Annotated in this window: 19 protein-coding genes; 11 read left to right on the top strand and 8 right to left on the bottom strand. The window is 74.8% G+C overall.

Translation table 11 applies throughout. The features are described 5' to 3' along the window. Window positions 1-37: 37 nt before the first annotated feature. The 3 genes from ACFEMC_RS18860 to ACFEMC_RS18850 form a co-directional block, all read right to left on the bottom strand. Entirely contained in the window at window positions 38-2,707 is a 2,670-nt protein-coding gene (locus ACFEMC_RS18860; RefSeq protein WP_380171045.1) for a putative bifunctional diguanylate cyclase/phosphodiesterase, read from the bottom strand. A 104-nt stretch (window positions 2,708-2,811) separates the two neighbouring features. Further along, complete coding sequence (locus ACFEMC_RS18855) at window positions 2,812-3,822, bottom strand: zinc-binding dehydrogenase (protein ID WP_367636617.1); 1,011 nt, start codon at window positions 3,820-3,822, stop codon at window positions 2,812-2,814. A 104-nt stretch (window positions 3,823-3,926) separates the two neighbouring features. Continuing rightward, window positions 3,927-4,286, bottom strand: a complete 360-nt coding sequence (locus ACFEMC_RS18850) for a hypothetical protein (RefSeq protein ID WP_380171044.1) — start codon at window positions 4,284-4,286, stop codon at window positions 3,927-3,929. 323 nt (window positions 4,287-4,609) lie between these two features. On the opposite strand from ACFEMC_RS18850, the gene ACFEMC_RS18845 reads away from it, so the two are divergent. Beyond that, a complete protein-coding gene (locus ACFEMC_RS18845) occupies window positions 4,610-5,956 on the top strand; it encodes a bifunctional o-acetylhomoserine/o-acetylserine sulfhydrylase (RefSeq protein WP_380171043.1) in 1,347 nt (448 codons plus the stop codon). 114 nt (window positions 5,957-6,070) lie between these two features. After that, window positions 6,071-7,240: a homoserine O-acetyltransferase gene (locus ACFEMC_RS18840; protein WP_380176879.1), complete on the top strand. Its 1,170-nt coding sequence runs from the start codon at window positions 6,071-6,073 to the stop codon at window positions 7,238-7,240. On the opposite strand, the gene ACFEMC_RS18835 is transcribed toward ACFEMC_RS18840, so the two are convergent. Continuing rightward, entirely contained in the window at window positions 7,206-7,487 is a 282-nt protein-coding gene (locus ACFEMC_RS18835) for a hypothetical protein (protein WP_380171042.1), read from the bottom strand. The genes ACFEMC_RS18840 and ACFEMC_RS18835 overlap by 35 nt on opposite strands. 58 nt (window positions 7,488-7,545) lie before the next feature. Between ACFEMC_RS18835 and ACFEMC_RS18830 the strand changes: the two genes are divergently transcribed. Next, on the top strand, window positions 7,546-9,117 hold the full coding sequence (locus ACFEMC_RS18830; RefSeq protein WP_380171041.1) for a methyl-accepting chemotaxis protein: 1,572 nt from the start codon (window positions 7,546-7,548) through the stop codon (window positions 9,115-9,117). Window positions 9,118-9,207: 90 nt separating this feature from the next. Here the strand turns inward: ACFEMC_RS18830 and ACFEMC_RS18825 are convergent, their stop codons facing one another. Continuing rightward, entirely contained in the window at window positions 9,208-10,593 is a 1,386-nt protein-coding gene (locus ACFEMC_RS18825) for a cation:dicarboxylate symporter family transporter (RefSeq protein ID WP_380171040.1), read from the bottom strand. Window positions 10,594-10,642: 49 nt separating this feature from the next. Between ACFEMC_RS18825 and ACFEMC_RS18820 the strand changes: the two genes are divergently transcribed. The 3 genes from ACFEMC_RS18820 to ACFEMC_RS18810 all read left to right on the top strand — a co-directional run bounded on the left by ACFEMC_RS18820 (window position 10,643) and on the right by ACFEMC_RS18810 (window position 14,034). Further along, a complete protein-coding gene (locus ACFEMC_RS18820) occupies window positions 10,643-12,322 on the top strand; it encodes an ATP-binding protein (RefSeq protein ID WP_380171039.1) in 1,680 nt (559 codons plus the stop codon). Continuing rightward, on the top strand, window positions 12,319-13,017 hold the full coding sequence (locus tag ACFEMC_RS18815) for a response regulator (RefSeq protein ID WP_380171038.1): 699 nt from the start codon (window positions 12,319-12,321) through the stop codon (window positions 13,015-13,017). The genes ACFEMC_RS18820 and ACFEMC_RS18815 overlap by 4 nt, the downstream gene beginning before the upstream one ends. A gap of 144 nt (window positions 13,018-13,161) precedes the next feature. After that, a complete protein-coding gene (locus tag ACFEMC_RS18810) occupies window positions 13,162-14,034 on the top strand; it encodes an SMP-30/gluconolactonase/LRE family protein (protein ID WP_380171037.1) in 873 nt (290 codons plus the stop codon). 34 nt (window positions 14,035-14,068) lie between these two features. Here the strand turns inward: ACFEMC_RS18810 and ACFEMC_RS18805 are convergent, their stop codons facing one another. After that, entirely contained in the window at window positions 14,069-14,338 is a 270-nt protein-coding gene (locus ACFEMC_RS18805; protein ID WP_380171036.1) for a hypothetical protein, read from the bottom strand. Between the two features lie 72 nt (window positions 14,339-14,410). Beyond that, window positions 14,411-14,860, bottom strand: coding sequence for a MerR family transcriptional regulator (locus tag ACFEMC_RS18800; RefSeq protein WP_380171035.1), 450 nt, complete (start codon window positions 14,858-14,860; stop codon window positions 14,411-14,413). A gap of 193 nt (window positions 14,861-15,053) precedes the next feature. Here ACFEMC_RS18800 and ACFEMC_RS18795 point away from each other — a divergent pair, with 193 nt between their 5' ends. After that, window positions 15,054-16,286, top strand: a complete 1,233-nt coding sequence (locus ACFEMC_RS18795) for a C40 family peptidase (protein WP_380171034.1) — start codon at window positions 15,054-15,056, stop codon at window positions 16,284-16,286. 118 nt (window positions 16,287-16,404) lie between these two features. On the opposite strand, the gene ACFEMC_RS18790 is transcribed toward ACFEMC_RS18795, so the two are convergent. After that, window positions 16,405-16,926: an inorganic diphosphatase gene (locus ACFEMC_RS18790; protein ID WP_380171033.1), complete on the bottom strand. Its 522-nt coding sequence runs from the start codon at window positions 16,924-16,926 to the stop codon at window positions 16,405-16,407. A 185-nt stretch (window positions 16,927-17,111) separates the two neighbouring features. On the opposite strand from ACFEMC_RS18790, the gene dacB reads away from it, so the two are divergent. The 4 genes from dacB to hpt all read left to right on the top strand — a co-directional run bounded on the left by dacB (window position 17,112) and on the right by hpt (window position 21,402). After that, window positions 17,112-18,545: a D-alanyl-D-alanine carboxypeptidase/D-alanyl-D-alanine-endopeptidase gene (dacB, locus tag ACFEMC_RS18785; protein WP_380171032.1), complete on the top strand. Its 1,434-nt coding sequence runs from the start codon at window positions 17,112-17,114 to the stop codon at window positions 18,543-18,545. 114 nt (window positions 18,546-18,659) lie between these two features. Then, the gene (locus ACFEMC_RS18780) at window positions 18,660-19,859 is read left to right on the top strand and encodes a zinc-dependent metalloprotease (RefSeq protein WP_380171031.1); all 1,200 of its coding nucleotides are present in this window, start codon (window positions 18,660-18,662) and stop codon (window positions 19,857-19,859) included. 3 nt (window positions 19,860-19,862) lie between these two features. Then, the gene (gene tilS / locus ACFEMC_RS18775) at window positions 19,863-20,834 is read left to right on the top strand and encodes a tRNA lysidine(34) synthetase TilS (RefSeq protein ID WP_380171030.1); all 972 of its coding nucleotides are present in this window, start codon (window positions 19,863-19,865) and stop codon (window positions 20,832-20,834) included. A gap of 16 nt (window positions 20,835-20,850) precedes the next feature. Next, window positions 20,851-21,402, top strand: a complete 552-nt coding sequence (gene hpt, locus ACFEMC_RS18770) for a hypoxanthine phosphoribosyltransferase (RefSeq protein WP_367636633.1) — start codon at window positions 20,851-20,853, stop codon at window positions 21,400-21,402. The last annotated feature ends 77 nt before the right edge of the window (window positions 21,403-21,479 follow it).

Here is a 21,479-nt window from a genome sequence, read left to right as displayed (position 1 = left end):
GGTCACCTGCTGGTCACAGGGGGTCACCCAGAGGGTGTCACGTCCGGAGCTCGGTGACGAGGCTCGGCGTCACCGGCAGCTCCGCCGCGGGCAGGTCGGCCGCGGGCACCGGACGGGCGAAGAGGTACCCCTGCGCCGCGTCGCAGGAGGCCGCGAGCAGGGCGGACAGCTGCCCGTCCTCCTCGACGCCCTCGGCGACGACGCCGAGCGAGAAGCTGTGGGCCGCGCTGATGAGCAGCCGCACGAGGTCGGCGTTGCCCGCCTCGGGGGAGGAGACGAAGCTGCGGTCGATCTTCAGCACGTCCACGGGCAGCCGGGACAGCTGCCCGATCGAGGTGTAGCCCGTCCCGAAGTCGTCGATGGCGACCCGCACGCCGAGCTCGCGCAGCGACCGCAGGTGCTCCAGCGCGAGGGGCTCGTCGACGAGGACGGTCTCGGTGATCTCGACCGTCAGCCGGTTCGGGTGGATCCCGCTGGCCGTCAGGGCGTCGGTCACGTCGTCCAGCAGGTGGGCCTGGGCCAGGTGCCGTCCGGAGATGTTGACGGCCACGTCGAGGCCGCCGCGGTGCCCGCCCTCGGCGTCCCAGCGCACGAGCTGCGCGGTGGCCTCCGCCAGGGCCCAGCGGCCCAGGTCGCACACGAGCGAGGACGCCTCGGCGACGGGGATGAAGGCGTCCGGCGGGACGAGCCCGTGGCCGGGACGGATCCAGCGGACGAGGGCCTCCACGCTCTTGGTCCGGCCGGTCTCGAGGTCGAGGACCGGTTGGTAGTAGAGGACGAGCTCGCCGGTCTCCAGGCCGTGGCGCAGGGCGGTCTCGAGCTCGGTGCGCGCGCTGAGCTCGGCGCGCAGCTCGTCGTCGAAGACCTCCACGACCCCCCGGCCGGCAGCCTTGGCGCGGTAGGCGGCCGCGTCGGCGTCCCGGACGAGGCGTTCGGCGTCCAGCGTGCCGGGCACGCTCACCGCGACGCCCACGCTGGCCCCCACCCGCACGTGCTGGGCCTGCGGCAGCCCGGCGAGCGCGACGGGGGCGCTGAGCGCGGTGATGAGGCGTTCGCCGAGGTCGACGAGGCCCTTCTCGTCCTCCACGCCCTCGACGAGGACGACGAACTCGTCGCCCCCGAGCCGGCACACGACGTCGCCGCCGCGGACGGTGGCGTGCATCCGCGCCGCGGCCGTCCGCAGCAGCTCGTCGCCTGCGGCGTGCCCGAAGCTGTCGTTGACGGCCTTGAAGTGGTCGAGGTCGAGGAACAGCAGCCCGACGCGGCTGCCCTGCCGGGCTGCGCGGTGCAGGGCGCGCTCGGTGAGCACGAGGGTCTGCGCGCGGTTGGGCAGCTCGGTGAGGGCGTCGTGCGCGGCCTGGTGGGCGAGGTCGGCCTGCAGCTGCTCGCGCTCGTGGAAGGCGGCGAGCACCTGCGTCACCGAGGCGTGGACGATCTGCCCGAGGGGACCGGGCACGGGCGTGCGGACGACCTCGCAGTCGAGCTCGCCGGCGGCGATGGCCTCGGCCTGCACCTGCACGCGGCGCAGGGTGTCGACGGCCGCGGCCAGACCCTGGGCGACGACGCGGACCTCCGTCGGCCCCTGCTCCCGGACGTCGACGAGCTCGCCGGCGGCGACCGAGCGGGACTGCTCGGCGAGGCGGCCCAGCGGTCCGGCGATCGCGCGCCGGACGACGAGCGTCCCGACGAGGGTCGCGGCGACGACCAGCCCGCACAGGACGAGCAGCTGCTGCAGCTCGCGGCGGGCCGCGTCGGCCTGGGCCTGCGCCTCGTCGACGACGACGGCGGCCGCCCGGGCCAGCACCGCGCGCAGGGCGGCGTCGCGGTCGGCCGAGCCCATGCCGACGACGGTCAGCCCGGCCAGGGTGGTGGTGGCGTCGCGGTCCGTGGTGGCCGCGAGCACGTCGTCGAGCCGCCGCGAGCTCACCGACGCCTCCGCCGCGGACCAGTCGGCGGCGATGGCGGGGTCGGTGAGCGCGACGACGTCGGCCGAGGCCTGCTGGTAGGCACCCCAGACCCGCAGGAAGTCCCGTCGCTGGACGGTGTCGGCCTCGGCGACGGTGCCGAGGTAGGCGGTGATCTCGTGGCTGGCCAGTGCCGAGGCCCGCGAGACGCGCTGCAGGTCGGCCAGGGCCGACGCCAGGTCGCCCTCCAGACCGAGCGAGCGCGCGGCCTTGAGGTGGACGTTGACCTGGGTGGTGAGGTCGGACAGGAGCTGGTCGTAGAGGGCCAGGCCCGTGTCCACGTCGCCGGCCGTGGCCGTCCGGGCCTGCAGGAGCCGTTCCGGCAGCGCGGCGACGACGGCGGCCCGGGCCGCGTCTCCCGTCCGGGCGGCGGCGACGGCTGCGTCGGTGGCGGCCGTGCTGCCGGCGGCGCCGGACGTCGTCCGCTCGCTGAGGATGCGCTCCGCGGCCTCGGGGGTCAGCCCGAAGGCGGTCAGCACCCGCGGCTGCCGCAGGGCGGCCGCCCCCAGGACGGGCACGACCTCCTGACCGACGGCGCTGCGGACGTCGTCGAGAGCCACGGCGGTCCGGACCTCGTGCAGGGCCGTCTCGGCGTCCCGGGCGTGGCCCAGCCGGTCGTCGACCCCGACGACCGCGACCGCGCTCAACCCGACCACCGGCACGAGGACCAGGGCGAGCAGGGTGCTCTGCAGGGGTCGGCTGCGGCGCGGTCGGCGGGGGAGACGGGTGCGCGCAGGGGTCACGAGGGGCGTCTCGTCCCGCGCGGGAACGGACCTGAGCCGTTCCGCGCGCAACCACCCGTCTGCCGCGGAACCCCTGGAAGACAAGGGGTTCCGCTTCTAGAAGGTCAGGGCTTGAGGAGGACCTTCAGCGCCCCGCGGCGGGCGGCGAGCTCGTCGAGGGCGTCCTTCGCCTCGGCCAGGTCGAACTCGTGGGTGATGAGCGGCGTCGGGTCCAGGATCCCCGCGGAGAACGCCCGGACGGCGTAGGCCCAGGCCCGCGTCGGCGCGCCGAAGACGGTCAGGACGTGGACGTTGCGCGAGACCAGCTCGAGGGAGGACAGGTCGTCGGCGTCCTGGGCGGGGATGCCCGTCAGGACGACGCGGCCCCCGCGACGGGCCAGGCGGACGGACGTGCGGGCGATGCCCGGGACGCCCGCGGCCTCGATGACGGCGTCGAACGTCGCGCCCAGCGTCGAGGCGTCGCCGGTGTAGTGCGCGGCGCCGCAGCGCTCGGCGAGCTCGCGGCGCTCGTCGTTGTGGTGGACGACCGTGACCTCGCAGCCGGCGCCCTCGAGCAGCTGCACGCACAGCAGCCCCAGCGTCCCGGCGCCGACGACCGCGACCTTCGAGCCCGCGGTGACGTCGGCCAGCAGGACGGCCTCGGCGACGCACGCGGCGGGTTCGATGCCGGCCGCCGCGCGCAGGTCGGCGCCCTCGGGCAGCAGGTGCAGGTACCGCGCCGGCAGCGTCAGCCACGTCGACCAGCCGCCGGGGAGGGTGAACCCCGTCTCCTCGTAGTCCTGCGGCCAGCCCTCGGTGTCGCCCTCGACCGAGGCCGGGGTGCCCTCGGCGGTGCGGATCCCCTGGCCGACGACGCCGCGGCCGACGAGCTGCTCGGGGACGCCCGCCCCCACCGCGCGGACCGTGCCGGACCACTCGTGGCCCGGGACGACGGGGTATCGGACGAACTCCGCCGGGCGGGTGCCCGCGAAGACCTCGCGGTCGGAGCCGCAGATGCCGCAGTACGCGACCTCGACGAGCGCCTCGCCCGGGCCGGGTTCGGCGTGGGTGGTGTCGACGAGTTCGAGGGAGCCGGGTTCGGTGATCCGGACGGCGCGGCCGGTGCGCTGGGTCATGGGCGCAACGTATCCGGTCCTCGGGGTCGGTCCCGTCCGCCGGGTGTCGGGGCGCCCGCGCGGCCCCGACGGCGCGTCCGGGGCGGGGCGTCAGGTCCGGGGCGTCAGGCGGTCGGGCCCTCGGCGCGCTCGATGACCTCGGTGAGGGCGGCGACGAGGCGCTGGGCCTCGGGCAGGGACAGCTGCGCGATGTCGCCGATGAAGACGCGCGGGCCGAAGCGGCGCAGCACGGTCTGGCCGTGCTCGGCGTAGGCGAGGTCGGTGGACTCCAGGCGCACGGGGCAGGGGCGCTCGGCGCCCTCGTCACCTTCGAGCGGGACGACACGGGCCTCGTAGCTGTGCAGCCACCCGCCCTCGACCTCCAGACCCCGGGAGGCCCACTTGGGCGCGTCCCAGCGGATCACCTGGACCGAGTCGTCCGCGACCTGCGAGGGGCTGGCCGCGGGGGTGCGCTGGTCGTCCATCGAGGCTCCACAACTGAGAAGTAGGCGTCAAGAAGTACTGCTGAACGTGAAGGAGGTGTCGCACAGAGTTGCTGGGCCAGCCTGCCAGACGTTCGGCGGTTTCGCGGAGTGTTCGCTAGAACACTCTCCGTTGATCTTGAGCACACAACCGGCGTCCCGCAGGTTGCCGGGGAGTCACCCCCACCGGCACCATCGGAGCGTGCTCCCGCCGCTGGTCGTGCTCGACCCGTTCTGGCCGAGCCGGCGCGCGTACCTCTTCGACGGGCTGTGTCGGCGCTCCTGACGCGCCCCGACCCCACCCCACCCCACTCGAAGGACGAAGCGTGAGCACCGAGAACACCCCTGCCGTCGACCCCGCGACCTGGAGCTTCGAGACGCTCCAGGTCCACGCCGGGCAGACCCCCGACCCCACGACGGGCGCCCGCGCGCTGCCGATCTACCAGACGACGAGCTACGCCTTCCGCGACACCGAGCACGCGGCGGCCCTCTTCGGCCTGACCGAGATGGGCAACATCTACACGCGGATCATGAACCCGACGCAGGACGTCGTCGAGCAGCGCATCGCCGCGCTCGAGGGCGGCGTCGGCGCCCTCCTCGTCGCCTCCGGCCAGGCCGCCGAGACCCTCGCCGTCCTCAACATCGCCCAGGCCGGCGACCACGTCGTCTCCAGTCCGCGGCTCTACGGCGGCACGTACAACCTCTTCCACCACACGCTGCCCAAGATGGGCATCACGGTGAGCTTCGTGGAGGACCCGGACGACCCGGCGTCGTGGGCCGCGGCCGTCCGCCCCGAGACCAAGCTCTTCTACGGCGAGACGATCTCCAACCCCGCCGGTGACGTCCTCGACATCGAGGTCGTCGCGGGGGTCGCCCACGAGCACGGCGTCCCGCTCGTCGTCGACAACACCATCGCGACGCCGTACCTGATCCGCCCGCTCGAGCACGGCGCCGACGTCGTCGTGCACTCCGCGACGAAGTACCTCGGCGGCCACGGCACGACGATCGCCGGCGCCATCGTCGACTCCGGCCGCTTCGACTGGGCCGCCTCCGGCCGCTTCCCGGGCCTGACGACGGCCGACCCCAGCTACCACGGCGTGGTCTTCACCGACGCGGTCGGTCCGCTGGCGTACCTCATCAAGCTGCGCGTGCAGCTGCTGCGCGACCTCGGTCCCGCCGTCGCGCCCTTCAACGCGTTCCTCATCGCCCAGGGGCTGGAGACGCTGTCGCTGCGCATGGAGCGGCACGTCGAGAACGCCGGGAAGGTCGCGCACTTCCTCGCCGAGCGCGACGACGTCCTGTCGGTGAACTGGGCCTCCCTGCCGACCTCGCCCTGGCACGCGCAGGCGCGCAAGTACGCGCCCAAGGGGTCCGGGGCCGTGCTGGCCTTCGAGATCGCCGGCGGTCTCGCCGCGGGCCGGGCCTTCGTCGACGCGCTCGTCCTGCACAGCCACGTCGCCAACATCGGCGACGTGCGCTCCCTCGTCGTGCACCCCGCGTCCACGACGCACAGCCAGCTGACGGAGGAGCAGCAGCGGGCCTCCGGCGTCACCCCGGGCCTGGTGCGCCTCGCCGTCGGGGTCGAGCACGTCGACGACGTCCTGGCCGACCTGCGCGCCGGGTTCGCGGCCGCCGCCGCCGTCCGCTCCGAGTCCGCCTCCGTGTCCGCCTGACCGTCCGCGGTCGGGGACACTGGGGACGTCGAGGGGGTACGAACGCGCGTGGTCGTCGCTGAAGTGGGTCGCAACGTGGGTGCACGGGAACTGGCTGCGGACGTGCCGGAGCAGGTGTCGCGCGCCCTGGCGCCCGCCGCACCGCCCGCGACCGGCGCGTGGCGCGAGGGGGACCCGGTCGGGCACCGGCGCTTCGCCGACGTCGGCGACCTCCCGCTGCAGCTGGGCGGGGTGCTGCCCCAGGTCCGGCTCGCGTACGAGACGTGGGGCACGCTCGCACCGGACGGGTCCAACGCCGTCCTCGTCGAGCACGCCCTGACCGGGGACTCCCACGTCACGGGGGAGGCCGGCCCGGGCCACCCGACCGCTGGCTGGTGGTCGGCGCTCGTCGGCCCCGGCCGGGCCCTCGACACCGACCACTGGTTCGTCGTGGCGGCCAACGTCGTCGGCGGCTGCCAGGGCAGCACGGGCCCGTCCTCGCCGCGGCCGGGCACGTCCCGGCCGTGGGGGTCGGCGTTCCCGCGGCTCACCGTCGCCGACCAGGTCGCGGCCGAGGTCCGCCTCGCCGACCACCTCGGCATCGCCCGGTTCGCCGCCGTCCTGGGCGGGTCGATGGGCGGCATGCGGTCCCTGGAGTGGGCTGCGGCGCAACCGGACCGCGTCGGCGCCGCCCTCGTGCTGGCGTCGGCCGCGGCCTCCACCGCCGACCAGATCGGCGGGCAGTCCGCCCAGATCACGGCCGTCGTCTCCGACCCCGGCTGGCGCGGGGGCGACTACCACGACGCCCCCGACGGGCAGGGCCCGCACACCGGCCTCGGCCTGGCCCGCCGGCTCGCGCACCTGTCGTACCGGACGGCCGCGGAGCTCGACGTCCGCTTCGGCCGGGACGCCCAGTTCGGCGAGGACCCCTTGGACCCGAGGGCGCCGGGCCGCTACGCGGTGCAGAGCTACCTCGACCACCACGCCGACAAGCTGGTCCGCCGCTTCGACGCCGGCTCCTACGTCGCGCTCACCGACGCCATGAACACGTGGGACGTGGGCCTGGGCCGCGGCGGGACGGAGGCGGCGCTCGCGGCCGTCCGGACGCCCCTGGTCGTCGTGGCCGTCGACTCCGACCGGCTCTACCCGGTCGCCGACTCCCGGCGCATCGTCGACGCGGCCCCGTCGGTCGTGGGGGGCCTGCGCGTCGTGACCTCGACGTCGGGCCACGACGGGTTCCTCCTCGAGGCCGACCAGATCGCGCCGGTCGTCACCGAGACCCTGGAGCTCGGCCGCCGCGGCTGAGGCGGGCGCCGACGAGGCACCCGGCCGCGGCCGCCAGGAGCACCAGTCCTGCGACGGCCGCGAGCAGCCCCCACCCCTGACCAGAGGTCAGCAGGACGACGCCCTCGAGCGACGGGGTGGGGCAGCCGGGGACGTCGTACCAGCCGAAGCCGACTGCCCCCGGCCACCACAGCACGACGCCGCCGGCCACCAGCAGCACCGCCCCGGCAACCGTCAGCAGGACCAACGGGGTTCTCGGGGTGCGCACCCGGGCACGGTCCCACAACGCGGGTCAGACCCGTGACGATCATGCCGATGGAACGTTCGTGCGCACAGTGCTGGACCTCCCCGTCAAGACCAAGATCTTCGCCCTCATCGCCCTCATGGCGGTGGTCTCGGTCGTCATCGGCGCCGTGGGGGTGTCCCGCGTCCTCGAGCTCCGCTCGGACATGGCGAGCACCCAGCGCCTGCACGTCGCGCCGCGCACCCACCTCACCGACGCGCAGCGCTGGTTCCAGGCGACGAAGACGCGCGTCATCGAGTACGGGCCCGTCGCCGAGGGCGACCGCGCGAAGATCCTGCAGGAGCAGGACGACTACCGCGCCAAGCTCGAGGCCTCCCTCGCGGCGTACCAGCCGTTCGTCGTCGACGACGCCGCGATGGCCGACGCGCAGCAGCAGCTCACGGCCTACTGGGCCGCGTTCGACGCCATCAAGCCCGTCGCCGAGCAGGGCCCGCTGGCCTACGAGGCCGCCTACATCGCGCAGGTCCGCGGCATCACGACGAAGTTCCTCAACGACCTCGCGGCCGAGCTCGACAAGCAGACCGAGATGGGCAACGCGGCCGTCGCCCGCGCCGACCGGTCCGCCGGGACGGCCGTCACGGTCATCGTCGTCGTGGGGATCCTCGGCCTGCTGCTGAGCGGGGTCTTCGCCACGGTCGTCGGGTCGACGATCGTGCGGCGCATCCACCGCCTGCGCGAGTCCGCCCTGTCGCTGGCCGACGGCGACCTCACCCACGACGTGACCGTCGACTCCCGCGACGAGCTGGGCGTCACCGCCGGCGCGCTGAACACCGCGCTGGGGAACCTGCGGTCGCTGCTGAGCGCCGTGGGCCACTCCTCGACCGCGGTGTCCGCGGCCGCCGAGGAGATGACCGCCACCGCCGCCGGCATCGCCGACTCCGCCCACCGCACGTCCACGCAGGCCCAGGTCGTCGCCTCCGCCGCCCACGAGGTGTCGACGAACCTGCAGACCGTCGCGGCCAGCGCCGAGGAGATGGGGGCCTCCATCGCGGAGATCTCCGGCGGCACCACCGAGGTCGCCCGCGTCGCCGGGACCGCCGTCGCGATCGCGGACTCCACGAACAGCACGGTCTCGGCCCTGGGGGAGAGTTCCCGCGAGATCGGCAACGTCATCAAGGTCATCACCGCGATCGCGGAGCAGACGAACCTGCTCGCGCTCAACGCCACCATCGAGGCGGCCCGCGCGGGCGACGCCGGCAAGGGTTTCGCCGTCGTCGCCGGCGAGGTCAAGGAGCTGTCGGTGCAGACCGCGCAGGCCACCGAGGACATCGCCCGCCGGGTCCAGCGCATCCAGGAGGACGCCACGTCCGCGGCCGCCGCCATCGGCGAGATCGTCGACGTCATCACGCAGATCTCCGACCACCAGGGCACCATCGCCTCGGCGGTGGAGGAGCAGACCGCGACGACGGCGGAGATGAACCGCAACGTCGCCGACGCGGCCCTGGGGTCCGGTCAGATCGCCGAGAACGTCGGGTCCGTCGCGGACGCGGCCTCCGTCACGAGCGAGGGCGTCGCCCAGACCCGCGCCGCGGTCTCGGAGTTGTCGAGCATGGCCGTGCAGCTGCGCGAGCAGGTCGCCCGCTTCCGCGTCTGACCTCCTGCAGGACAGCCGAACGCCCCGACCCTTGCGCAGGGTCGGGGCGTCCGGGGTCTGGGGACCGGTCGGGTCAGGGGACCGGTCGGGTCAGGGGACGGTGACCGGCGTCTTCTGCTCCTGCTGTGCCGGAGCGTTGTGCGCCGGGTCCATCGACGTCTCGTCGAACGGGCGGTTCCCGGCCAGGACCGCGGAGAGCTGCTCGCGGTCCAGGGTGTGGCTCCAGGTGGCGATGACCAGGGTGCCGACGGTGTTCCCGATGAAGTTCGTGACCGCACGGGCCTCGGACATGAACCGGTCGATGCCGACGATGAGGCCGACGCCGTCGAGCAGGGCCGGCTTGTGGGCGGCGAGGCCGCCGGCCAGCGTGGCCAGGCCGGCGCCGGAGACCCCGGCCGCACCCTTCGACGCGACGACCATGAACAGCAGCAGCGAGACCTGCTCGCCGATCGACAGCGGGTCGCCGAGCGAGCTGGCGATGAACAGCGAGGCCATCGTCAGGTAGATCGCGGTGCCGTCGAGGTTGAAGGAGTACCCCGTCGGGACGACGATGCCGACCGTCGACTTCGAGACGCCGGCGTGCTCCATCTTGGCGATGAGCCGGGGCAGCGCGGTCTCGGAGCTGGAGGTGGAGACGATGAGCAGGAGTTCGCGGGCCACGTACTTCAGGACCTTGAACAGCGAGATCTTTGCGACGACCCGCAGCAGCAGGCCCAGGACGATGAAGACGAACAGCGCGCAGGTCACGTAGAACCCGACCATGACGATCGCGAGCGCCTTCAGCGCCTCGACGCCCGTCTCGCCGACGACGGCCGCGATGGCGCCGAACGCCCCGATCGGCGCGACCCACATGACCATCGCGAGGACCTTGAAGACGATCTTCTTGATGGCCTCGATGGCGACGAGGGCCTTCTGGCCGGTCTCGCCGAGGCCCTGGATCGCGAACCCGACGAGGAGGGCGACGAACAGCGCCTCGAGGACCGAGCCGTCGGTGAGGGCCGAGGGCAGCGACGTCGGGATGATGCCGAGCAGGAACTCGGTGGTGCCGCCGCTCTCGCCCGCCTTCGCGGCGAGCTCGGCGCCCTGGCCGCGCAGGGCGTCGGTCAGCTGCAGGTTCGTGGTCGGCAGCAGGTTCCCGACGACGAGGCCGATGACGAGCGCGAAACCGCTCATCACGAGGAAGTACAGCAGGGCGACCCCGCCGACCCGGCCGACCTGCGCGGCCTGCCGGACCGAGCCGATGCCCAGGACGATGGTGCAGAAGATGACCGGCGCGATCATCATCTTCACCAGGGCGACGAAGCCCGTCCCGAGGGGCTTGAGCTCCTTGCCGAGGTCCGGCGCCAGCAGCCCGACGGCGATGCCAGCGGCGACGGCGACGATGACGGCGATGTACAGGAAGTGCGTGCGGTCCCGCTTCTTGGCGACCTGCGGAGCGGAGAACGGCGAAGCGGAGTTCTGAGCGCCTGTGCTCATGGGACCCTCTCGGTGACGTCCGGGTACTGCTGGCTGAAGGACTGGGGTGATGGTGCTCACAGGAGGTCGGACCGGTCGCGCTTCCGGTCGTTTCGTTCACGTCCCCGCCCTCGCCGGGACACCGCGGCGCCGCCGGCACTGGACCCTGGCCTCGCGCGTCCTCGTCCTCCAGCTGCTCGTCGTGGGGATCGTCCTGGTGGCCGCGACGGCGGCCCTGGGCTGGCAGCTGCGCACCGACACCCGCCGCGACGCCACGACCCAGGTCGCCGACGTGGCCGCCGCCGTCGCGCAGGCCCCGGACGTCCGCGACGGCCTCGCCGATCCCGCCACGGCGGACCGGGCAGGCATCCAGCAGCACGTCGAGGACGTCCGCCGGGCGACGGGCGTCTACTTCATCACCGTCATGGACCGCGACAAGGTGCGGTGGACGCACCCGGACCCCGCCCGCATCGGGCAGACGTTCGTCGGCAACGCCGACGCGGCGCTGGCCGGCGGAGAGGTGGTCGAGACGTACACGGGCACGCTCGGGCCGTCGGTGCGGGCCGTCCTGCCGGTCCGCGGACCCGACGGCACCGTCGTCGGCGCGGTCGCGGCGGGCGTCGCGACGCGGTCGGTGACGCAGGACCTCCTCGACCGGCTGCCCGTCCTCGTGCTGGCCCTCGCCCTCGCGCTCGCGCTGTCCCTGGTCGGCAGCTGGGCGCTGTCCCGCTGGGTGCGTCGCCGCACCCACGGCCTCGAACCGGCCGACCTCACCCGCCTGTGGGAGGTCAACGACGCCGTCCTGCACTCCCTGCGCGAGGGGCTGGTCGTCGTGGACCCCTCCGGGCGCGTGCAGGTCGCCAACGACGAGGCGCGGCGCCTGCTGCCGACCGGCGCGGGCGGCGAGCTGGAGCTCGGTCCGGCGCTGAGCCGGCTGCTGGAGGCCGGCGAGGACGTCGTCGACGACGTGCAGGTCACCGACGACCGCGTCCTGGTCGTCAGCCGGCTCGACGCGCACTGGGAGGGCCGCCGCGTCGGCACGGTGGTGACGCTGCGCGACCACACCGAGCTGCAGGCCCTGACGCGCGACCTCGACGCCGTCCGGGCCCTGGCCGAGGCGCTGCGGTCCCAGGCCCACGAGTCGGCGAACCGCCTGCACGTCGTCGTGACCCTCGTCGAGCAGGGCCAGCCCGACCGTGCGATCGAGTTCGCGACGGCGGAACTGGCTGCGGCGCAGCAGCTCACGGACCTCGTCGTCGCGGACGTGGCCGACCCGGCCGTCGCGGCGCTCCTCATCGGCAAGTCCGCGCAGGCCGCCGAGCGGGGGGTCGAGCTCGAGGTGGAACCCGACACCGCCCTGGCCGAGGGGCTGCTCCCGGCGCGCGACCTCGTCACCGTCGTCGGCAACCTCGTCGACAACGCCGTCGAGGCCGCGCTGGAGGCCCCCGGACCGCGCTGGGTCCGCGTCCGCATCACCGCGCCCGGGGGTCGGGTCGAGGTGCGCGTCACCGACTCCGGGGAGGGGCTCGGAGCGGCGGGCCTGGAGCGGGCGATGCAGCGCGGCTGGTCGCGCAAGGAGCACCGGTTGTCCCCCGAGGGGGCGCACGGGCTCGGGCTCGCGCTGGTGGGGCAGGTCGTCCGGCGGCACGGTGGGACGGTGCGCGTGGAGGAACCCGTGACCCTCGACGACGGCGGCGGGACGGTCGTCGTCGAGCTGCCCCTGCCGGCGCAGGTGCCGGTGGGCTCGTGATCCGCGTCCTCGTCGTCGAGGACGACCCCCTGCTGGCGGCCGGGCACGCCGACAAGGTCTCCGCCGTGCCCGGGTTCACCGTCGTGGCCGTCGCGAACTCCGGCCGCGAGGCGCTCGCCGCGGTGGGCGCGGCCGGGGAGCGGACGCCCATCGACCTCGTCCTGCTCGACATGACGCTGCCCGACGTCGGCGGCCTGCAGGTGCTGCGGGCACTGCGGGCGGCGGCCGTGCCCGCCGACGTCATCGCCGTGACGGCCGCGCGCGACCCTGCGGTCGTCCGGCAGTCGCTGTCGATGGGCGTCGTGCAGTACCTGCTGAAGCCGTTCACGGCGGCCGCGCTGGAGGAGCGGCTGCGCGCCTACGCGCGGTTCCGCGCCGACGTCGCGGCCGCCTCGGGGGACCACGGCATCGACCAGCAGGCGATCGACGAGGCGCTCTCGCAGCTGCGGACGTCGGCCGTCCCCGCCCGCGGAGTGGCCGGCCCGACGCTGCAGACCGTCGTCGCGGCGCTGCGGGAAGCGCCTGTGGGACAGGGGCTCTCGGCGGCGGAGGTGGCGGCCGGGACGGGGTTGTCGCGGGTGTCGGCCCGCCGCTACCTCGAGCACCTGACGACGGCGGGACGGGCCCGGCGCGAACCGCGCTACGGCGGGTCCGGGCGGCCGGAGCTGGCCTACCACCCGACGCCCGCGCTCTGAGACCCCGCGCCGGTGCGACGGCCCCGCCGGGGTCGACTCCCCTCCGGTCGACCCCGGCGCGAACGGCCATTCGCCCCGGCGATGAGGGTATCGACTCCTCGGGGGCCCGGAGTTCGGGGACCGGTGGCCACTAGGGTGCGGAGCGTGGCAGCAGCGGAGCGCATCACCGACCGGCTCGTGGGACACGGCGAGGGGCCCTGCTGGTCCCCGACGTGGGGAGGTCTGCGCTTCGTCGACCTCTACGAGGGCGACATCGTGACCCTCGGTCCCGACGGCAGCACGTCGCGCAAGCACTACGGCGACGTCGTGGCCATCACCCGGCCGCGCGTCGGCGGGGGAGCGGTCGTCGCCGTCGAGCGCGGCATCGTCCTCGAGGACGCCGACGGGGAGCTGACCCGCCTGCCGGAGCTGTGGGGCCCGCGCGTGCGGATCCGGATGAACGAGGGCGGCTGCGACCCCGACGGCCGCTTCTACGCCGGGAACATGGCCTACGACCAGGCCGACGGCAAGGGCGTGGGCCGCGGCGCGGTGTTCCGCATGGACGCCGACCGGAACGTCGAGGTCGTCATCGAGCACGTGACGATCTCCAACGGCCTGGGCTGGAGCCCGGACGGCACCCTGGCGTACTACAACGACACCGCGACGGGCCGCACCGACGTCTTCGACTACTCCCGCGACGGCGGGCTGACGAACCGCCGTCCGTTCGCCCAGGTCAACGACGAGGGCGGCACCAACCGCCCCGACGGGCTGTGCGTCGACGCCGAGGGCGGGGTCTGGATGGGCCTGTTCGGCGGCTCCGCCGTCCGCCGCTACGCCCCCGACGGCACGCTGGACGCCGTCGTCGAGGTCGGCGCCCGGCAGGTCACGGCCTGCACCTTCGGCGGGGACGACTACTCCGAGCTGTTCATCACGACGTCGCGCGAGGGCCTCGCGGACGACGACGACCCCGCGGCCGGGAGCGTCTTCCGGTACGTCCCGGGTGTGCAGGGGATGCCGGCGCTGCCCTACGCGGGCTGACCCGGGGTTCGGGGTCTGGGGGATCCGGGGGACGTCAGCAGCGGACGACGTGGACGAGGGACTCGGCGACGACGAGGTCGCTGGTCCTCGTCACGTCGACGCAGTCGCCGGGACGCAGCCCGCCGAGCGCGAGGTGCTCGATGTGCTCGCGGTCGAGGCAGACGCCGTGCCCCGAGGTGCTCAGGCAGACCTCGTCGGTGCGGACGCTCGTGACGGTGCCGGCGGCCGTCGTGGCCGCGGGCTGGCGCAGCAGGACAGTCCCGGCGAAGGCGACGAGCGCGGCCATGACGACGACCGGGACCACCTGGCCGACCCTGCGCTTGTGCACACGGGGTCATCGACCCCCGGGACGGCCGGCTTGAGGTCGGGCCCCGGGTCAGGCGGAGGTGTGCGCCTCGCGCACGGGCGGTTCGGGGGCGGGGGAGCCGCCGTCGTGGCGCCCCTCGGCCTCGTCGCGCAGCCGCTGGGAGAACTCCTCGGCCATCATCAGCCGGTCCCGCAGCTTCTCCACGCGCGCCTCGGCGGCCTGCCGGAACTCGTCGAGCTTGGCGAACAGCTCCTCGCGCGGCGTCTGCGAGGGGACGCGGCCGTCGAGGGCGTCCAGGACGGACAGCAGTTCGCGCATCTCGTCGAGGGAGAAGTCCAGCGGCTTCATGCGCTTGAGGACGAGCAGCCGGTAGACGTCCATCTCGGTGTAGAGGCGGAACCCGCCGGGCGTGCGCTGGGTGGGGGTGACCAGGCCCATCTCGTCGTAGTAGCGGATGGTGCGGAAGCTGTACCCGACCCGTTCGACGACCTCGCCGATCTGCATGAGTTCGGACACCACTTACCCCCTGCTCGCCGGCCCGTCGCCGTCACGACGACAGTCGATCGTAACGGTCGGGACACGTCGGAACGGCACCCTCGGGGTCGTCTCACCCGTTCGTTCGCGCAACCGACCGCGGGCCAGGTGTTCCCAGCGGGGCGGCTGGTGGTTACTCTTCACGCTGTGACGGGTCTGACTACTCTGGGTGACAACTGTGACTGAGCGCACCACCCGCCGGACGCTGCTGCTGGCGTTCGCGTCCGCCGTCCCCGTCGCCGCCCTCGCGGGGCTGCAGGGATCCGCGGCGGCCGACCCCGTCTACCCCAGCCAGGGCGACGTCGACGCGGCCCAGTCCGCGGCCGACGCCAAGGCCGCCCAGGTCGCCTCCTTGCAGGCCCAGCTGGCCGCGCAGCAGGACGCGCTCGACGCCGCGCAGACGAAGCTGTCCGTCGCCGCCGAGGACTACGACGAGGCCCGCGCGCTCCTGCAGCAGCGGACCGACGAGGCCACGGCCGCCCAGGCCGCCGCCGACCGCGCGGCCGCCGCCTACGCCCAGGCCCGCACCGCGCTGGGCCGCGTCGCCTCCGAGCAGTACCGCGGGGTCTCCGACGGGTGGTCCCCGCTGGCCACCGTCGTGACGACCGGCGACATCGAGGGCTACGTCGACGGTCAGGCCACCCTCGACCACGTCGCGGGCAACCGGGCCGACGTGCAGCAGGAGGCCGCCGACGCCAAGGCGCTGGCGCAGTCCACCGCCGCGCAGGCCGCCGCCGCCAAGACGGCGCAGGAGGACGCGACGACGAAGGCGGCCGCCGCCCAGGCCGTCGCCCAGCAGGCCGCCGACGCCGCGAACAGCGTGGTCGCGTCCACGCAGCAGCAGACGAACGCGCTCCTCGCCCAGCTCGCGACGCTGCAGCAGACGACCGTGCAGCTCGAGCAGCAGCGGCAGGCCGGTCTGGAGGCCGAGCGCCAGGCCGCGGCCGCCGCCGCCGCCCAGGCCGCCGCGCAGGCGGCCGCGCGCGCCGCCTCGGCCGGTGGGGGGTCCGCCGCCTCCGTCCGTCGGGCCGCCGCCCCGACGGCGGGCGCGGGCACCGCGGTCGACTGGGCGCTCGCCCAGCTCGGCAAGCCGTACGTCTGGGCGGCCGACGGCCCCGACTCCTTCGACTGCTCCGGTCTGACCATGCAGGCCTGGGCCGCGGCGGGCGTCTCGCTGCCGCACTCCTCGCGGATGCAGTACTCCGGCCAGGACAAGGTCGACCTCGCGGACCTCGAACCGGGCGACCTGGTCTTCTACGCCACCGACACCTCGGACCCCTCGACCATCCACCACGTCGGGATGGTCATCGCGCCGGGGACGATGGTCGAGGCGCCGCACACCGGCGCGAACGTGCGGACCAGTTCGATCTACCGCTCGGGGCTCATGTCCCTGGGGACGCGCCCCTCCTGACCGCCCACCCGCGCGCCGACCTCGTCGTCCGCGCGCTGGTGTCGGGGGTCGGGCTCGTCGACGCATCCAGCTCGACCTACGAGCGCGATGCGTCAACGAGCCCCCCCGCGGAGCGCCGTCAGTGGCTGGATGCGCCCAGCTCGTACGAGGTGCCCTTGGCGCGCTCGAAGCTCGCCTGGATCTCCTTCTCGGCCTCCTCGCGACCGGCCCAGTTGGCGCCCTCCACGCTCTTGCCGGGCTCGAGGTCCTTGTAGGTCTCGAAGAAGTGCTGGATCTCCAGGCGGTCGAACTCGGAGATGTCCGCGAGGTCCTGGATGTTCGCCCAGCGCGGGTCGCCCGCGGGGACGGCGAGGATCTTGTCGTCGCCGCCGGCCTCGTCGCGCATGTGGAACAGGCCGATGGCGCGGCAGGTGATGAGGCAGCCGGGGAACGTGGGCTCCTCGAGGATGACGAGGACGTCCAGGGGGTCCCCGTCCTCGCCCAGCGTGCCCTCGATGAAGCCGTAGTCGTGCGGGTACCGCGTCGACGTGAACAGCATGCGGTCCAGGCGGATCCGGCCCGACTCGTGGTCGACCTCGTACTTGTTGCGCTGACCCTTGGGGATCTCGATGGTCGCGTCGAACTCGACTGGGGTGCTCACGTGGCTCCTCTCGACCGGGGTCGCCCGACCCCGTCCGTCACGGTGTGGTTCGCGGTCGGCCGGAGGACTCCCGGCCGACGGACCGCGCTAGTGTCGCGCAGACAGGGGCTCTGGAACGAACCGGGTGCGACGCGCTGTGCGCCGCCCGTGACGAGTGACCGGGCCGACGACGACGGGGGAGCGGCGTGCGCAGGGTCCGGACCGTCCTGGCCTCGGGCGCCGCCGTCGTGGTCCTCGCCGCCGGGTACGCGGGTCTGGACGTCGCCGGTGCCGTGCCCGGCCCCCTCACCACCACCCCCGCCCCGACCGCGAGCCCCCTGCCGACGGCCCCCGGCGCGCAGCGGCCCCCCGCGTCCCCGACGCCCGTCCTGCCCGCCCTGGACGCCGACGCCCCCGTCCCGGACCCGGCCGTCCTGGCCCGCACGATCGGCCCGCTGCTCACCGACCCCACCCTGGGCGCCTCGGTCTCCGCGCGCGTCGTCGACGCGAGCACCGGCCGGTCCCTGCTGGCCACCGCCGAGACCGTCCCGCGCACTCCCGCGTCGACGACGAAGATCCTCACGGCCGTCGCCGCGCTGCGAGCCCTCGGCGACACCACGCGCGTCCGGACGGAGGTCGTCGCCGGCGCCACGCCCGACGAGGTCGTCCTCGTCGCCGGCGGGGACGTCCTGCTCGCGGCCGGGGCGGGCGACCCCGACGCCGTCGACGGTCACGCCGGCCTCGGCGACCTCGCCGCCCAGACGGCCGCCTCCCTGCGCGCGGCCGGACGCACGACCGTCGCCGTCCGCCTCGACGACGGACTCTTCACCGGTCCCACGACCTCGCCCGGCTGGGGCGCCGGGGACGTCGGCGCCGGGTTCGTCATGCCCGTCGCGCCGCTGGCGGTCGACGAGGCCCGGCTCGCCGACGCCGAGAACGCCCCGCGCGCGGCCGACCCGGCGATGGCCGCGGCCCGCACGTTCGCGCAGGCCCTGGCCGCCGACGGCATCACCGTCCTCGATCCCGGCGGCGGTCCCGTCGCCCGGGCCGCGGCCCCGCCCGGCGCCGCGGTGCTGGGGTCGGTCGCGTCCGCGACGACGTCGGAGCAGGTCGAGCTCATGCTCACCGCCAGCGACAACACCCTCGCCGAGGTGCTCGCGCGCCGCGTCGCGCTGGCGACGGACCGCCCGGGCACCTTCGACGACGCCTCCGCGGCCGTCGTGGAGGAGGTCGCGGCCCTCGGCGTCGACGTCACCGGCGTGCAGCTGCAGGGGGCCAGCGGGCTCGGCCGCGACACCCGGATCACGGCCCGGGCCCTCACCGACGTGCTCTCCCTCGTCGCCGCCGGCAAGCACCCCGAGCTCGGGCCCGTCGCCGCGGGGCTGCCCGTGGCCGGCGTGACCGGCACCCTCCACGACCGGTACGACCAGCCCGACTCGGTCGCCGCCGCGGGCGTCGTCCGCGCCAAGACCGGCACGCTCACCGGAGTGAGCAGCCTCGCCGGGTTCGTGCGCGACACCGACGGGCGGCTGCTGGCCTTCGCCGTGATGTCCGACAGCGTCGCCCCGGGCGGCTCCGTCCTCGCCCGCCGCGCCCAGGACCGGTTCGCCACGGCGCTCGCGGGCTGCGGCTGCCGCTGAGAGCGCCGTCCCGACGGTCGGTCGGGGGGCACGGGGTGACCCCGCGCCCGAACGCGTGGGCGGCTACCTCGTGCCCGGTCCCGCGCAGGGTCCGCCGCCGCGTACGGTGCGGGCATGCACGCACGCGGTGACGAGGCGGTCGGGGACGGGCCGGGGGTGGCTGAGCTTCGCACCGGAGTCGACGACGGTGGTCCGGACGTCCAGCTCGGGGGCCGGTCCGTCGTCGACCTCGTCGACTTCGACCTCGCCGCCCAGGTCGCCGGCCGCCTCGTCGGCCCCGGTCCGAAGCTGAGCCGCGCCGAGATCGACGACGTCGTCGCCGAGCTGCGCACCGCGGCCGCCGAGGCCGCCGGACCCGTCGCGAGCACCGCCCACCTGCCCTCACCCGTCCCCATGCCGCCGGCCCTGGTCGTCGACCGCGCCTCCTGGGCGCAGGCCAACGTCGACGCCTTCCGCGCTCTGCTGGCGCCCGTCGTCGTCCCGCACCGCCCCGGCTCGCCCCCCGGCCGCGCCGGGCAGGCCGTCGACCGCGCCACCACGGCCGTGGGGCGCCGGACGACGGGCGCCGAGCTCGGCAGCCTCATCGCGTTCCTGTCCAGCCGCGTCCTCGGGCAGTTCGACGTCTTCGCCGGCCTCGACGCCCCTGCCGGCCGCGTGGAACCGGGCCGGCTGCTGCTCGTCGCGCCCAACGTCGTGCAGGTCGAACGCGACCTCGGCGTCGACCCGCACGACTTCCGCCGCTGGGTCTGCCTGCACGAGGAGGCCCACCGGCTGCAGTTCGGGGCGAACCCGTGGCTGCGCGAGCACGTCACCGCGGAGGCGCGCGGGCTGTCCGGGGAGCTGCTGGCCCAGCCGCGGGACCTGTCCGAGCGCCTCGCCGGTGTCCTGCAGTCGCTGCCGGACGTGCTGCGCGGCACGACGGAGGGGTCCGGGATCGGCCTGGCCGACCTCCTGCAGACGCCCGCCCAGCGCGAACGGGTGTCCCGGCTCGTGGCCGTCATGTCGCTGCTGGAGGGCCACGCCGACGTCGTCATGGACGACGTCGGCCCGCAGGTGGTGCCGAGCGTGGCGACGATCCGGTCCCGTTTCACCCAGCGCCGCAAGGGCGGTGGCAGCGTGGACCAGGTCCTGCGCCGGCTGCTCGGCCTGGACGCCAAGACCCGCCAGTACGCCGACGGCGCCAAGTTCGTCCGCGGGGTCGTCGCCCGGGTCGGCTGGGACGGGCTGAACGTGGTGTGGACGGGGCCCGAGCAGCTGCCGCAGCCGGCCGAGATCGCCGACCCGGCCGCCTGGGTCAGCCGCGTCCACGGCTGAGCCGTGAGCGGACCCCCGGCGGCCGTCGCGGCCGTCCGGGTCGCCGTCCGGCACTCCCTGCGGAACCTGCCACCCGGGCCGGTGCTCGTCGCCTGCTCGGGCGGGGCCGACTCCGTGGCCCTGGCCGCCGCCACGGCGTTCGAGGCGCGGGCCGCCGGCCGCCCGGCCGGGCTCGTCACGGTCGACCACGGCCTGCACCCGGACTCGGCGGCCGTCGCCGACCGCGTCGTCGCCCTCGGGCACGCCCTCGGTCTCGATCCCGTCCGCGCGGTCCGGGTCGCGGTGGGCCGGACGGGTGGTCTCGAGGCGGCCGCCCGGACCGCCCGGTACGCCGCGCTGGAGGCCGTCGCGGCCGACGTCGGGGCGGTCGCCGTGCTGCTCGCCCACACCCTCGACGACCAGGCCGAGACCGTGCTGCTCGGACTGGCCCGGGGGTCCGGGACGCGGTCCCTGGCCGGGATGGCCGCCGCCCGCGGACTGTTCCGCCGCCCCCTGCTGGGCGTGGCGCGCACGACCGTCCGGCGGGCCTGCGCGGACGAGGACCTGCCCGTCTGGGAGGACCCCGCCAACGCCGACGACCGGTTCCTGCGCGTGCGGGTGCGCCGCGACGTGCTGCCGCTGCTGGAGTCCGCCCTCGGGCCGGGGGTCACCGCGGCCCTGGCCCGGACGGCCCGCGCCGCCCGCGACGACGCCGACGCCCTCGACGCCCTGGCCGCCGACGCCGACCCCTTCGCCGACGGGTCGGCCCCCGTCGAGGACCTCCTCGCCGCCCCGGCCGCCCTCCGCCGGCGGTGGTTGCGGTCCGCGGCGCTCGCCGTCGGCTGTTCCGCGAGCGCGCTCACGGCCGGGCACGTCGACGCGCTCGAGGCGCTGCTGCTGGACTGGCGCGGGCAGGGGCCCGTGCACCTGCCGGGCGGTGCGGAGGGCGCTCGTGCGTGTGGCAGGCTCGTGCTCACCCCCCACCCAGACCGATGACCCACGGGAGACTTGCGTGGACGCCGCCACCGCCGGGACCGACCTCGAGCACGTCCTGCTGAGCCGGGAGCAGGTGGCGACCCGCATCGCCGAGCTCGCCGCAGAGCTCGACCGCGACTACGCCGACAAGGACGTCCTGCTCGTGGGCGTCCTCAAGGGCGCGGTCATGGTCATGGCCGACCTCTCGCGCGCCATGAGCATCCCGCTGTCCATGGACTTCATGGCCGTCAGCTCCTACGGCTCGGGCACCAAGAGCTCCGGCGTCGTGCGGATCCTCAAGGACCTCGACACCGACATCTCCGGCCGCCACGTGCTCGTCGTCGAGGACATCATCGACTCCGGCCTCACGCTGTCGTGGCTGCTCGCGAACCTGTCCTCCCGCGGCCCCGCCTCGGTCAAGGTGTGCGCGCTGCTGCGCAAGCCCGAGGCCGCCAAGGTCGAGGTCGACGTGTCCTACATCGGCTACGACATCCCCAACGAGTTCGTCGTCGGCTACGGCCTGGACTTCGCGGACAAGTACCGCAACCTGGACTGCGTCGCGACGCTGGCGCCGCACGTCTACAGCTGACGACACGTCCTCGTCCGGGGTCGTCGTCGAGCACACGCATCCACCTGCTGTCGCTATTGCGATAGCGCTATCGGCAT

This window comes from Kineococcus sp. DHX-1, from assembly GCF_042473625.1.
Lineage (GTDB): Bacteria > Actinomycetota > Actinomycetes > Actinomycetales > Kineococcaceae > Kineococcus.
Note: the sequence above shows the minus strand (reverse complement) of the source record. Positions and strands in the feature narration are given on the sequence as shown.

What these genes read in the sequence shown, in the direction of transcription:
- ACFEMC_RS18820 (WP_380171039.1), top strand. Translation starts at nt 10,643, where the DNA reads ATGGTGCTCACAGGAGGTCGGACCGGTCGCGCTTCCGGTCGTTTCGTT.
- ACFEMC_RS18780 (WP_380171031.1), top strand. Translation starts at nt 18,660, where the DNA reads ATGCACGCACGCGGTGACGAGGCGGTCGGGGACGGGCCGGGGGTGGCT.
- ACFEMC_RS18850 (WP_380171044.1), bottom strand. Translation starts at nt 4,286, where the DNA reads ATGGACGACCAGCGCACCCCCGCGGCCAGCCCCTCGCAGGTCGCGGAC.
- ACFEMC_RS18825 (WP_380171040.1), bottom strand. Translation starts at nt 10,593, where the DNA reads ATGAGCACAGGCGCTCAGAACTCCGCTTCGCCGTTCTCCGCTCCGCAG.
- ACFEMC_RS18855 (WP_367636617.1), bottom strand. Translation starts at nt 3,822, where the DNA reads ATGACCCAGCGCACCGGCCGCGCCGTCCGGATCACCGAACCCGGCTCC.